Source organism: Steroidobacter cummioxidans, assembly GCF_003104955.1.
Genome location: NZ_LSRW01000040.1, coordinates 77,828 through 89,684, shown reverse-complemented (window position 1 = coordinate 89,684; position 11,857 = coordinate 77,828). Strand labels below are relative to the sequence as shown.

Genomic DNA, 11,857 nt, shown 5'->3' with positions numbered 1-11,857 from the left:
GCAGCGTCAGATGTGTATAAGAGACAGGTGTTCTCGCGCCGTGCCGGTCTCGAAGCGGGTGCTGGCGTGCATTGGACGTCGGCCGCGGACGGTGAATTCACTGTCTCGGATGTGGAGCTGCCCGAGCGCGGCACGCGCATCGTGCTGCATTTGAAAGAAGGCGATCACGAGTTCGCCGATCAATATCGCATTCGTTCCCTGGTGCGGAAGTATTCCGACCACATCGCGTTCCCGGTGCGCATGCCGAAGCCTGCGCCCTACAAGGGCGAAGACGAGGAGAAGAAGGACGATTCGGTGGTCGCCGAAGTCAAGCCGGAAGATGCCAAGCCCGAGTTCGAAACCGTCAACGCGGCGCAGGCGCTCTGGGCGCGGCCGCGTACCGAGCTGAACGACGAGGAATACAAAGAGTTCTATCGTCACGTGACGCACGACTTCACCGATCCGCTGGCGTGGTCGCACGGCAAGGTCGAAGGCAAGAAGGAATATACGAGTCTTTTATATATTCCGTCGCGCGCGCCCTATGACCTGTGGCATCGCGAAGGCGCTCGCGGTTTGAAGTTGTACGTGCGTCGCGTGTTCATCATGGACGACGCCGAGCAGTTCCTGCCGTTGTATCTGCGCTTCGTCAAAGGCGTGGTCGATTCGGCCGATCTGCCGCTGAATATTTCTCGCGAGATGCTGCAGCAGGATCCGTCGATCGAGACCATGAAGACCGGTCTCGCGCGCCGCGTGCTCGACATGCTGGCGAAGATGGCGAAGGACGAGCCGGAGAAATACGCGACGTTCTGGAAAGAGTTCGGCGCGGTGATGAAGGAGGGTCCGGCCGAGGATCATGCCAATCGCGAGCGTATCGCCAAGCTGCTGCGTTTCTCCAGCACGCTGGCCGACAAGGCTGAGCAGGACGTGTCGCTGGAGGATTACGTCGGCCGCATGAAGGAAGGCCAGAAGGAAATCTATTACGTCATCGCCGACAGCTTTGCGGCCGCGAAGTCGAGCCCGCATCTGGAAGTGCTGCGCAAGAAGGGCATCGAAGTGCTGCTGTTGTCCGACCGCGTCGATGAATGGCTGGTCGATCACCTGCGCGAGTTCGATGGCAAGCAGCTGAAGAACGTGGCGCGCGGCGAGCTGGATTTCGCGGCCATTCAGTCCGACGAGGAAAAGAAGGCGCAGGAAGAGCTTTCCCAGAGCCATACGGAGCTAGTCGAGCGGATGAAGAAGGCGCTCACTGAGCAGGTCAGCGACGTGCGTGTAACTGCGCGGCTCGCCGACTCGCCGGCGTGTCTGGTGCTCGGCCAGTACGACATGGGTGCACAGATGCGGCGGATCATGGAAGCGGCCGGACAGAAAGCGCCGGCCAGCAAGCCCACGCTGGAAGTGAACCCGAATCATCCGCTGCTGCAACGGATCGAGAAGACGTCGGAGGACGCCGAGTTCAGCGACTTGTCGATGCTGTTGTTCGAACAGGCGACGCTGGCCGACGGCGGTCAGTTGCCGGAGCCCGCGGCGTTCGTGCAGCGCTTGAATCGGTTGCTGATGAAGACCGCGTGATTCGCGGGCACTATGAGCGTCTCGACAACAATCGGATCGTCGGAATGAAGCACCAGCGTTCATCATCTTTGATTCTGACTGGCGTCGCCGCGGCTGTGCTCGCGGCGGCGTGCAGTAACGATGTCCCGAGCACGGCTCGGCGGCCTGCGGACGCTCCCGCGTCCTCCGCAGCGGCGCCGGTCGCCGAGTTGCAGAAGACCGATATCGTCAAAGGCACTGGGGAAGGTATTTCTTCCGGACAGCAGGCGGTCGTGCATTACACCGGCTGGCTGTATGACCCGAACGCGCCGGATCACAAGGGTAAGCAGTTCGATAGCTCGCGACGCAGCGGCCGACCGTTTCGCTTCGTCATCGGCCAGGGCAAGGTGATTCAAGGTTGGGATGAGGGCGTGCAAGGCATGCAGCCCGGCGGGCAGCGTGAGCTGATCATCCCATCCGATCTCGGCTATGGCGCAACGGGCGCGGGCAACGGAGAGATTCCGCCGAACGCGCCGCTGTTGTTCGATATCGAGTTGCTGGCGATCGAGGACGCGCCGCCGCCGCCAGCGCCGTAGCCGTTACTTCTCCAATGGCTTCGGCTCGTTGAATTTCGGGTTGTTCGAGTAAGTGCCCGTGAGCGTCGCCTGCGCAAGGATGTGCGGGCGAATCGCCTGCAAAACCTGCTGCCCAGTGAAATCACCGTCGACCGGCGCCTTCGCGCAGTCGAGCGCATACACCGTGAAGTTGTAGTGATGCACGATCTCGTCGTTCCATGGGGGGCACGGGCCGTCGTAACCCTTGTACGTGCCTTTCATGTCGGCATCGCCCGCGAACCAGCCGGTGTAATCGTTGACGCCTTGTCGTGAGCCGCCCGGTCCGCCGAGCTCTTGCTTGCCGCCGGCGACAATGCCGTTGGAGCATTCGCCAGCTTTGATTTCGGTGGTTTGCGGCGGGATGTCGACCATCACCCAGTGGTAGAAATCGGTGCGCGGCAAGCTCGCGGGCACGCTGCGGCCTTCCTGGTTCACGTCATCCGGCCGCGTCGGCACGTCCGGATCGACGCAGATCAGCGCAAAACTGCGCGTCTGCGCGGGCGCATCGCTCCACTGCAGCTGCGGGTTGTGATTGTCCGTGAGGCGGATGTGCAGCACCGGATCCGGCGCGCCGAACGCGAATTTCTCCGGAATGGGCTGGTCATGCTGGAAGCTGGAGGAAGTAAGCTTCATGACGGTCTCGCAAAGTCGGATGAACAAGGAATCGAAGGACGGCGGTCGATGTTCCCTCAGCGGGTGCGAAAACTTCGCCCTCGCGTCCACTGCGTTGGCCCGGCCACGAATGGTACCCTGGAACAATGACCGCAACCGCTCCGACCGCCTCCCAAGCTCTGACCATCCCCGGCCCCGCCGGCACGCTGGAAGCATTGCTCGATATTCCCGCTGTGACCGCCGCACCCGAAGCGGTGGCAGTGATCTGTCATCCGCATCCGCAATACGGCGGCACCATGACCAACAAAGTGGTGTACTCGATTGCCAGAGCGTTCAATGAGGCCGGTGCGCCAACGGTGCGATTCAACTATCGCGGCGTGGGCGCGAGCACCGGCAGTTACGACGAAGGCAATGGCGAGACCGATGACGCGCTCGCCGTGCTCGATTGGGTCGCGCAGCGCTATCCCGGTGCACGATTGTGGCTCGGTGGATTTTCTTTCGGTGGTGCCGTCGCGATTCGTGCTGCCGCGGCGCGCGATGTGGCGCGATTGGTGACGGTCGCGCCAGCGATCCGCCGGGTCAAGGTCGACGATCGCTCGTTACCGCAATGTCCCTGGCTGATCGTGCAAGGCGATCGCGATGAACTGGTCGAGCCGAACGACATCCAACAATGGGCGCAATCCCTGGCCGAGTCGCCACGCCTGGCTATGTTGAACGGCGTGGAACACTTCTTCCACGGCCGCTTGAACGAGCTGCGGCAAGTGGTGGTGCAATGGTTGATCGAGCTGGCGCATCTGGGCCGCTGAGTGCGCGCGCGCCAGTCGTTACGGAGTACGCATGTTACTGGGTCAATTGAAGAAGATCTTTGGCGAAGATCCCGTGCCGCGCGGCGTGCTCGAGGATCGCGAGCCGTTCGAGCTGGCCACGGCGGCGTTGCTGCTGGAGCTGGCGCGCGCTGATTTTTCCGAGTCCGATGCCGAGGTGCAGGCGATCCGCCATCTGTTGCAGATACGGTTCGAGCTGACCGAGGAGGCGCTCGATGTGCTGATGGTGAATGCCGCGAAGCGCGCCGACCAGGCGGTATCGCTGCATGAATTCACGCATCGCTTGAATCGGGAATTGCCGGAGGCCGACAAGCTTCAGATCGTGGAAATGCTCTGGCGCGTCAGTCACGCCGACGGCCGCATCGACAAGCACGAGGAGCAGTTGATCCAGCGGATCGCGGGGTTACTGCATATTTCCGATCGCGACCGGGTGCGATTGAAGTTAAAAGTGGTCGTCGATCGCTAGGGGCAGACAACGGCGCCAGACGAATCTGGCGCCGCGAAAAGCAGCAAAACAGCGAACTATCAGTTCACCATTTCCTTCAGGCTCTTCAGCGCAGCGATGCGCACCTTCTTGCTGGCGGGCTTCGCCTTGAAGGTCATCTTCTCGCCCGTGAACGGGTTGATGCCTTCGCGAGCCTTGGTGGCCGGCTTCTTCACGACCTTCATCTTCAGCAGGCCCGGCAGGGTGAACAGTCCCGAACCTTTCAGGCTCTTCTTCACTACGCCGCTCAACGACTCAAACACATCGGACACTTGCTTCTTGGCAAGACCGGTGTCCTTGGAAATCTGCGCAAGGATCTCCGACTTGGTCGGCGCAGCATTCTTTTTTGCCATTTGTAGTCTCCTGAGTAAGTGACAAATCGCGCCGTCTTGAAATGGATCGGTCGCGGGCAATCGCAAGACGCGCGGAAAATAGCACAAGATTTGCCGGGAAATAAGCAGCCCACCGGTTTTTTCGCCTGTTTTTTCAGGCTCCCGCGCGCTTCCTGATGCCGACCAGCGGTCGCTTGCGGCCCGGCTGGTGGGGCGCATGCGACCAAAGGGTAGGTGGGCGCTAGTTCGAGACGAATTCGCGCTTCAACTTCACGTTGAACGGCGCCGATTCGCCCTGCGGTGTGACATTGATGTCGAACACCAGGATTTCGGTGCCCGCGATGGTCACCTCGCCGATCGAGTAGATTGCGTCGCCTTCGGAAACGCGGCGCATCTGGATGTCCTTCAACTGACCGTTCAAGTTGTAGGCATCGACCGCCACGTTGGCTTCCACCGGCTTGCGCGGCGCGTGCTCGGCTTCCTTGCGCAATACCGTTACGTTGAGCATGACCCGATTGCTACTGCGCTGGATGCCGTAAGCGCGCGCGATGTCGGGAGTCAGTTCGTCGGTGCGAAGCGCGTTGAAATGCACCTCGTAATTTCCGAAGTCCTTGAAGGTCTCGTCCAGTGCCTGCGCCGGCATGGCGCGTTGCTCGGGCCGTTCCGTGCAGCCGGTGAGTGCCACGGCCGCGAGCATGGTCGCGGCCAGCGGGGCGATCAGTAAATTCCGGGAAGTGCGAACGGCGGTGTGCTTGCGAGTGTTATTGAGCACCGATGTTCTCCATGAGGCGATGGAGAACTGTTTATAGCACCGTTCACCGCGTCAGGTGATTGCGATGTTCAGCGCTTGCAGACCGATGATGACGAACAGCGCCGAAAGGTCGAAGCCGCCCAGCGGCGGAATCACCCGGCGCACCGGACGCAGCAGTGGCTCGCACAGCGTGTCGATCAGCGCCGCGCCCGGGCTGTTGGTGCCCGGCGCGATCCAGCTCAGGATGACATACAGGAACAGCGCGAAGATGTAGAAGTTCAGGATGGTCCTGATCAGCGTCAACAGCACGACGTAGCCGAACTGTCCCGGCGTGAAAATCCATGGGTAACCACCCAGCAACCACATCAGCGCGATGGCAGCCGCCTGCACGATGATCAGCGCGACGATCGAAGCGGTGTCCACTTTGCCGATCGGCGGCAACACCTTGCGCAGTGGCAGGACCAGCGGATTGGTCATACGGATCACGGCTTGCGACAACTGGTTGCGAGACTCGGCTCGCACCAGCGGCAACAAGACGCGTAACAGGAATACCGTGACCAGCAGCACCTGAAGCAAGGTGCCGACGATGAATCTGATTGCTTCCATTGGATGAGGTTATGCGCTACCCAGTTCTTTCGCCAATTGCGCCGAGCGTTGAGCTGCGGCGCCGACGGCCTGCGAAAAGATAGCACGGACGTTGTTCGCTTCCAGATGCTTCAGTGCCGCTTCGGTGGTGCCGCCCTTGGAGGTTACCTGCTGGCGCAAAGTTGCGGGCGAGTCGCTTGACTCGCGCGCCATGAAGCCGGAGCCATACGCGGTCTCGACGGCGAGCTTGCGCGCCACTTCCGCCGACAGGCCGAGCGACTGGCCGGCCGCTTCCAGCATCTCGATCAGCAGAAAGAAATATGCCGGGCCGCTGCCGGAGATTGCGGTCACGGTGTCCATGTCGGTTTCACGCTCCACCCACAGCGTCGCGCCGACCGCGCCGAGAATCTGCTCGGCAAGCGCTCGGTTGGCCTCGGACACTTGCTCGTTCGCATAGAGCGCGGTGACGCCGCAGCCTTGCAGCGCTGGACGATTCGGCATGCAGCGCACGACCGGCACGCCGCCCGCCCAACGCTGGATGTCGGCGGCGAGAATGCCCGCGGCCACTGAGATTAGCAGCGGACGGCTGTGCTGAATCTGCTCCTGCATCGAACTGACGACATTGCGCAATTCCTGCGGCTTGACGGCCAGCAGCACCACATTCGCATCGCGCACGGCATCGGCGTTGTTGCTGGCTGTCTGTACGTTGAACTGAGATTGCAGGGACTGCAGTGCCGGCGCGTACGGATCGGCGACCACGAGCTGCGACGGCTCGGCGCCTTTGGCAATCAAGCCGCCGATCAGGCTGCGTCCCATATTGCCGCCACCGATGAATGCGATGCGCTGTTTCATAGTCACTGTGTTGAATTCACTTCTTGGGGCGTTCGCCAAACAGGGCGGTACCAATTCTGACCCAGGTCGCGCCCGCCGCAACTGCTGCTTCCAGATCCGCCGACATGCCCATCGACAGAGTATCGACGGCGAGGCCCGCATCCAGCAGCTGACGCTGACAAGCGACGAGCTGTTCGAACAGCGAGCGCTGTTCATCGAAAGTATCGCGCGGTGGCGGAATGCACATCAGGCCGCGCAGCTTGAGCTTGGGTAGCGCCGCCACCTTTTGCGCCAAGGACGAGACTTCTTCCGGCGGCACGCCGCCTTTGCCCGCTTCGGGCGCCAGGCTGACTTGCACACATATATTGAGAGGCGGGGCGTAATGTGGTCGCTGCTCGTTCAGGCGCAGGGCGATGCGCTCCCGATCCAGCGTATGGACCCAGTCGAAATGCTCCGCGACGGCGCGGGTCTTGTTGCCCTGGAGCTGGCCCGTGTAGTGCCAGGTCAGCTGCAAATCCTGCAATTCCTGCAGCTTGGGCAGGGCTTCCTGCAGATAATTTTCGCCAAAGTCGTGTTGGCCCAGCGCCGCCAGGGCGCGGATCGCGCTGGCCGGGTGGCCCTTACTGATTGCGAGCAACTTCACGGAATCGCACAGTCTGCCCGATTGCGACGCAGCGCTGGCAATGCGTTGCCGGGTTTGCGTCCAGTTGTTCGCCAGGTTTGGAGTTGCGCTGTCTGTCACTGTGTCAGCCGAAATCTGCGGACCGGTTAACATATTGAGCCCGATACCGCTCCGTTATACTGCCGCACGCTCATCTTTTGCGTCCGCACCACCCAGCTGCTCCCGGCGGGGCGAAGCGGATTGGAAGGAAGATTCATGCCCGTCGATATCGCGCAGCTGTTGGCTTTCGCCGTCAAGAACAATGCCTCGGATCTGCATCTGTCGGCCGGTGTGCCGCCGATGATCCGCGTCGACGGCGACATGAAGCGCGTCAACATGCCGGCGCTCACTCATAAGGAAGTACACAGCATGGTGTACGACATTATGAATGACAAGCAGCGCAAGGCTTATGAAGAGTTCTACGAGACGGACTTTTCCTTCGAGATTCCCAAGCTGGCGCGCTTCCGCGTCAACGCGTTCAATCAGAGCCGTGGCGCGGCCGCGGTGTTCCGGACCATTCCTTCGCTGATCATGTCGCTGGACGACTTGAATGCGCCGAAGATCTTCAAGGATCTGGCCATGCAGCCGCGCGGCCTGGTGCTGGTGACGGGCCCGACCGGCTCGGGCAAGTCGACGACGCTGGCGGCGATGGTCAACTACGTCAACGACAACAAGCCCGACCATATCATCACCATCGAAGACCCGATCGAGTTCGTGCACGAGAGCAAGCGCTCGCTGGTCAATCAGCGCGAAGTGCATCGTGACACTCTCGGCTTCTCCGAAGCGCTGCGCTCGGCGTTGCGCGAAGATCCGGACGTGGTGCTGGTCGGCGAAATGCGCGACCTCGAGACCATCCGTCTGGCGTTGACCGCGGCGGAAACCGGTCACTTGGTCTTCGGGACCTTGCACACCAGCTCCGCCGCCAAGACCATCGACCGTATCGTCGACGTGTTCCCGGCGGCTGAGAAAGAAATGGTGCGAACCATGTTGTCCGAGTCGCTGCGCGCGGCGATTTCGCAGAGCTTGCTCAAGCGCATCGGCGGCGGTCGCGTGGCTGCGCACGAGATCATGATCGGCACGCCCGCGATTCGTAACCTGATCCGCGAAGGCAAGATCGCGCAGATGTATTCGGCCATTCAAACCGGCCAGAAAGACGGCATGCAGACGCTCGACCAGTGTTTGGCCGAGCTGCTGCAGAAGGGCGTCGTCACCAAGGAAGAAGCACGCTTCCGCGCGCAGAATAAGGATGCGTTCTGATTTGTCCACCTGTCCCACCGCCGCAGGCGGTAGGACAAATCCATCTACCAAGGTGGGAGAGAGATTTTAGGTAGGTTGCGAAATGGAACGCGAACAAGCTATCAAGCTGATGCAGGATCTGCTCAAGCGCGTCGTCGACCGCAAGGGCTCGGACCTGTTCATCACCGCGGGCTTCCCGCCTGCCATCAAAGTCGACGGCGAGATCCGGCCGCAGTCCGAGCGCGTGCTCACTCCGGAGCAGGCCGCGGTGCTGGTTCGTTCCATCATGAACGACAAGCAGACGCGCGATTTCGACGCCTCCAAAGAATGTAACTTCGCGATCGCGCCCGCCGGCATCGGCCGGTTCCGCGTCAGCGCGTTCGTGCAGCAGGGTCAGATCGGCTGCGTGGTCCGAACCATCAACGCGAAGATCCCGACGCTGGAAGAAATGCAGCTGCCGCCCATCCTGCGCGATGTGGTGATGAGCAAGCGCGGTCTGGTGATTCTGGTCGGCGGCACCGGTTCGGGTAAGTCCACCTCGCTGGCCGCGATGCTGAACTACCGCAACGAAAAGACGCGCGGCCACATCATCACCATCGAAGACCCGGTCGAGTACGTGCACAACCACAAGGGGTGCGTCATTACTCACCGCGAAGTGGGCGTCGACTGCGAGAGCTGGCACGTGGCGCTCAAGAACACGCTGCGTCAGGCGCCGGACGTGATTCTGATCGGCGAAATCCGCGATCGCGAAACCATGGAATACGGCATTCAGTTCGCCGAGACCGGCCACCTGGTGCTCGCGACGCTGCACGCCAACAGCGCCAACCAGGCGCTGGACCGCATCATCAACTTCTTCCCCGAAGAGCGCCGGGAACAGTTGCTGATGGATCTGTCTTTGAACATCAGAGCGCTGATTTCCCAGCGCCTGATTCCACGCGAGTCCGGCGCCGGCCGCATCGCGGCGATGGAAATCATGTTGAACTCGCCGCTGATCGCCGACCTGATCTTCAAGGGCGAAGTCGCGCAGATCAAGGAAGTGATGGGCAAGTCGAACCGCCTCGGCATGAAGACCTTCGACCAGTCGCTGTATGACCTGTACGAGAGCGGCATGATCTCCTACGAGGACGCGCTGCGTAACGCGGACTCGAAGAACGAAGTGCGTCTGCGCATCAAGCTCGAGAGCAAGCGCGAGATGAAGATCTCCGATGAGGCGAGCGACAGCTTGCGCATCATGGACGAAGAAACAGAAGGTGTAATAGGTCGGTAAGAAAGATGCCGGTTATTACTTGGCTGACGGCGGTCGCGGCCGCAGTTGCATCCATTCAATAATTGCATATTCTTCCGAGTAAAATGACCATGGCTGCTGACGGCGAAACGATCAATAACGAAACGGGCGCTGAGGGCTCCGGTGAGGAACGCGCAGTCGTTCTGAATACCAAGCCGTTGTTCAAGCTGATGGTGGACAAGCGCGCCTCGGACTTGTTCTTCACCTCTTACGCGCCGATCAAGATCAAGATCGAAGGCCAGATCTTTCCGGTCAACAAGCAGATGCTGACGCCGGAAGTGGTGCGCCAGGCCGCCTATGGCTTGATGACCCAGGAACAGATCGACGCGTTCAACGACGAGCTGGAAATCGACTTCGCGATTTCCGAGCCCGGCCTCGGCCGGTTCCGCGTCAACGTGTTCCATCAGCGCGGCAATCCCGCGATGGTGCTTCGTTACATCACCGCCGACATGCCGCGCATCGACGATCTCGGCCTGCCGGAGATCCTGAAAGATCTGATGATGATGAAGCGCGGTCTGCTGCTCATGGTCGGCGCCACCGGCTCGGGCAAGTCGACGACGCTCGCGTCCATGATCAATTACCGCAACGAGAGCTCCTCGGATCACATCATCACCATCGAAGATCCGATCGAATTCCTGCATTCGAACAAGAAATCCATCATCAATCAGCGCGAAGTCGGCCTGGATACCAAGTCGTACGCACGCGCTCTGCGTAGCGCCATGCGTGCGGCGCCGGACGTGCTGCTGATCGGTGAGATTCGCGATCGCGAGACGATGGAGTCGGCGATCATGCTGGCCGGTACCGGTCACCTGGTGCTGGCGACCTTGCATGCGAACAACGCAGCTGAAACGCTCGATCGCATCATCAACATGTTCCCGCTGGAACAGCACACGCAGATCTTCCTCGATATCTCCCAGTACCTGCGCGCGATCATTGCGCAGCGCCTGGTGCCGGGTAAGAACAAGCGCCGCGTCGCGGCGGTGGAGTTGCTGATCAATACGCCTCACGTGCAGGAGCTGATCAAGAAAGGTGACGTGCTGGGCGCGAAGGAAGCGCTGCGCACCAGCTCGGAGAAGGGCATGCAGCATTTCGATACGGCGCTGTACGAGTTGTACAAACAGGGCCGTATCACGATGGAAGATGCGCTGACTTACGCGGACTCGCGCACGAACCTGGAAGCGAAGATCAACTTCGGTTGATTCGGCTGATTCGGCGAAGAGGCGTTGGTGGCTCGCGCGCCGTCGAGGTGGGATACCTCCTCCCGGCACCGCGACACACGCCGTCGCAACGCTTCGCTTGCGCTAACGCGCGCGACTTTGCTGCACATCCATGTGGCTGCTAATGGACCACCATCCCTGGATGGATCCATTTGCCGGGAGGAGGTATCCCACCTCGACGGCGCGCCGAAACGTTCGTGGTGTACGGAACGAAAAGAAGCAGCAGCTGAGTGGGCAACCGTTGCTTTGCCTTTCAACCTCGCAAGCTCATTTGAGATATCGGGCAGCGCCAGGGTGGGGTGTCTCCTCTCGGCAGCTTTGCGGTACAGGGACGGGACCGCAACAGCAGGGCTCATCAGGGACGTGCGGTGTAGGAGCGCAAGCGCTCCGGCCGTGCCCGGTGCCGAGAGGAGACACCCCACCCTGGCGCTGCCAAACCACCGACGTATCTCTTATCCGGCTCACCTCGGCATCGCACGCAAACGTTTGCGGTACGATATTTTCTAACCAGGAATAACGCGCACCGGCAAGCCAAGCCGACGGCCGAGATCTTCCGCCGATCTCGCCAGATCTTCGGCCCCGGAGACGGCGATACTTACCTGCACTCGCAGCGACGGCTCGAGACCCTGGAGCCATTGCTCTGCCAATTCCAGCACCGTTCCATCGTAACAACCGGGTAACCCGAGCTCACTCGCCAACCGGCTCGCGATCCCAAACTCTTCGAGCGCAGGCACAGCTGCGATCACGCCTGCGGGCATGCCGGGCACGAGAATGGTGGAGGGGCGCGGCTTGAAGGAAAACGGGCCCGCGCTACCGATCAACACCAGCAGCGGCGATCTCTCGTCCGCTTGATGCATCTCGTTAGCGGCGCGAATGACCGCCGCGTAATCCGAGTCCGTGCCGATCAGGAGTCGCACGA

At 61.1% G+C, this 11,857-nt stretch carries 14 protein-coding genes; 7 read left to right on the top strand and 7 right to left on the bottom strand.

The annotated features are described in order from the left end of the window. On the top strand, positions 1 to 1,548 hold a 1,548-nt coding region (gene htpG, locus D0550_RS19515; protein WP_116810877.1), incomplete at its 5' end, for a molecular chaperone HtpG. 44 nt (positions 1,549 to 1,592) lie between these two features. Then, on the top strand, positions 1,593 to 2,102 hold the full coding sequence (locus D0550_RS19510) for an FKBP-type peptidyl-prolyl cis-trans isomerase (RefSeq protein ID WP_116810876.1): 510 nt from the start codon (positions 1,593 to 1,595) through the stop codon (positions 2,100 to 2,102). Between the two features lie 3 nt (positions 2,103 to 2,105). Here the strand turns inward: D0550_RS19510 and D0550_RS19505 are convergent, their stop codons facing one another. Further along, positions 2,106 to 2,753, bottom strand: coding sequence for a YbhB/YbcL family Raf kinase inhibitor-like protein (locus D0550_RS19505; protein ID WP_116810861.1), 648 nt, complete (start codon positions 2,751 to 2,753; stop codon positions 2,106 to 2,108). 125 nt (positions 2,754 to 2,878) lie between these two features. Between D0550_RS19505 and D0550_RS19500 the strand changes: the two genes are divergently transcribed. Continuing rightward, a complete protein-coding gene (locus D0550_RS19500) occupies positions 2,879 to 3,538 on the top strand; it encodes an alpha/beta hydrolase (protein ID WP_116810860.1) in 660 nt (219 codons plus the stop codon). 31 nt (positions 3,539 to 3,569) lie between these two features. After that, positions 3,570 to 4,022: a tellurite resistance TerB family protein gene (locus D0550_RS19495; protein ID WP_116810859.1), complete on the top strand. Its 453-nt coding sequence runs from the start codon at positions 3,570 to 3,572 to the stop codon at positions 4,020 to 4,022. Between the two features lie 59 nt (positions 4,023 to 4,081). On the opposite strand, the gene D0550_RS19490 is transcribed toward D0550_RS19495, so the two are convergent. From D0550_RS19490 to D0550_RS19470, 5 genes are all read right to left on the bottom strand, one after another. After that, positions 4,082 to 4,393, bottom strand: a complete 312-nt coding sequence (locus D0550_RS19490; protein WP_116810858.1) for an HU family DNA-binding protein — start codon at positions 4,391 to 4,393, stop codon at positions 4,082 to 4,084. 220 nt (positions 4,394 to 4,613) lie between these two features. Beyond that, the gene (locus tag D0550_RS19485) at positions 4,614 to 5,144 is read right to left on the bottom strand and encodes a DUF4426 domain-containing protein (protein WP_116810857.1); all 531 of its coding nucleotides are present in this window, start codon (positions 5,142 to 5,144) and stop codon (positions 4,614 to 4,616) included. Positions 5,145 to 5,195: 51 nt separating this feature from the next. Continuing rightward, positions 5,196 to 5,729, bottom strand: a complete 534-nt coding sequence (locus D0550_RS19480; protein WP_116810856.1) for a YggT family protein — start codon at positions 5,727 to 5,729, stop codon at positions 5,196 to 5,198. A gap of 9 nt (positions 5,730 to 5,738) precedes the next feature. Beyond that, positions 5,739 to 6,560, bottom strand: a complete 822-nt coding sequence (proC, locus tag D0550_RS19475; RefSeq protein WP_116810855.1) for a pyrroline-5-carboxylate reductase — start codon at positions 6,558 to 6,560, stop codon at positions 5,739 to 5,741. 16 nt (positions 6,561 to 6,576) lie between these two features. Next, the gene (locus D0550_RS19470) at positions 6,577 to 7,314 is read right to left on the bottom strand and encodes a YggS family pyridoxal phosphate-dependent enzyme (RefSeq protein ID WP_116810854.1); all 738 of its coding nucleotides are present in this window, start codon (positions 7,312 to 7,314) and stop codon (positions 6,577 to 6,579) included. A 102-nt stretch (positions 7,315 to 7,416) separates the two neighbouring features. On the opposite strand from D0550_RS19470, the gene D0550_RS19465 reads away from it, so the two are divergent. The 3 genes from D0550_RS19465 to D0550_RS19455 all read left to right on the top strand — a co-directional run bounded on the left by D0550_RS19465 (position 7,417) and on the right by D0550_RS19455 (position 10,920). Further along, positions 7,417 to 8,457: a type IV pilus twitching motility protein PilT gene (locus tag D0550_RS19465; RefSeq protein WP_116810853.1), complete on the top strand. Its 1,041-nt coding sequence runs from the start codon at positions 7,417 to 7,419 to the stop codon at positions 8,455 to 8,457. A gap of 82 nt (positions 8,458 to 8,539) precedes the next feature. Beyond that, positions 8,540 to 9,703, top strand: coding sequence for a PilT/PilU family type 4a pilus ATPase (locus D0550_RS19460; RefSeq protein ID WP_116810852.1), 1,164 nt, complete (start codon positions 8,540 to 8,542; stop codon positions 9,701 to 9,703). Between the two features lie 89 nt (positions 9,704 to 9,792). After that, entirely contained in the window at positions 9,793 to 10,920 is a 1,128-nt protein-coding gene (locus D0550_RS19455) for a PilT/PilU family type 4a pilus ATPase (RefSeq protein ID WP_116810875.1), read from the top strand. 521 nt (positions 10,921 to 11,441) lie between these two features. Here the strand turns inward: D0550_RS19455 and D0550_RS19450 are convergent. Continuing rightward, the gene (locus D0550_RS19450) at positions 11,442 to 11,855 is read right to left on the bottom strand and encodes a hypothetical protein (protein WP_116810851.1); all 414 of its coding nucleotides are present in this window, start codon (positions 11,853 to 11,855) and stop codon (positions 11,442 to 11,444) included. Positions 11,856 to 11,857 lie beyond the last annotated feature (2 nt).

Coding starts and splice junctions, on each gene's coding strand:
- D0550_RS19510 (WP_116810876.1), top strand. CDS start 1,593: ATGAAGCACCAGCGTTCATCATCTTTGATTCTGACTGGCGTCGCCGCG.
- D0550_RS19505 (WP_116810861.1), bottom strand. CDS start 2,753: ATGAAGCTTACTTCCTCCAGCTTCCAGCATGACCAGCCCATTCCGGAG.
- D0550_RS19500 (WP_116810860.1), top strand. CDS start 2,879: ATGACCGCAACCGCTCCGACCGCCTCCCAAGCTCTGACCATCCCCGGC.
- D0550_RS19495 (WP_116810859.1), top strand. CDS start 3,570: ATGTTACTGGGTCAATTGAAGAAGATCTTTGGCGAAGATCCCGTGCCG.
- D0550_RS19490 (WP_116810858.1), bottom strand. CDS start 4,393: ATGGCAAAAAAGAATGCTGCGCCGACCAAGTCGGAGATCCTTGCGCAG.
- D0550_RS19480 (WP_116810856.1), bottom strand. CDS start 5,729: ATGGAAGCAATCAGATTCATCGTCGGCACCTTGCTTCAGGTGCTGCTG.
- proC (WP_116810855.1), bottom strand. CDS start 6,560: ATGAAACAGCGCATCGCATTCATCGGTGGCGGCAATATGGGACGCAGC.
- D0550_RS19470 (WP_116810854.1), bottom strand. CDS start 7,314: ATGTTAACCGGTCCGCAGATTTCGGCTGACACAGTGACAGACAGCGCA.
- D0550_RS19465 (WP_116810853.1), top strand. CDS start 7,417: ATGCCCGTCGATATCGCGCAGCTGTTGGCTTTCGCCGTCAAGAACAAT.
- D0550_RS19460 (WP_116810852.1), top strand. CDS start 8,540: ATGGAACGCGAACAAGCTATCAAGCTGATGCAGGATCTGCTCAAGCGC.
- D0550_RS19455 (WP_116810875.1), top strand. CDS start 9,793: ATGGCTGCTGACGGCGAAACGATCAATAACGAAACGGGCGCTGAGGGC.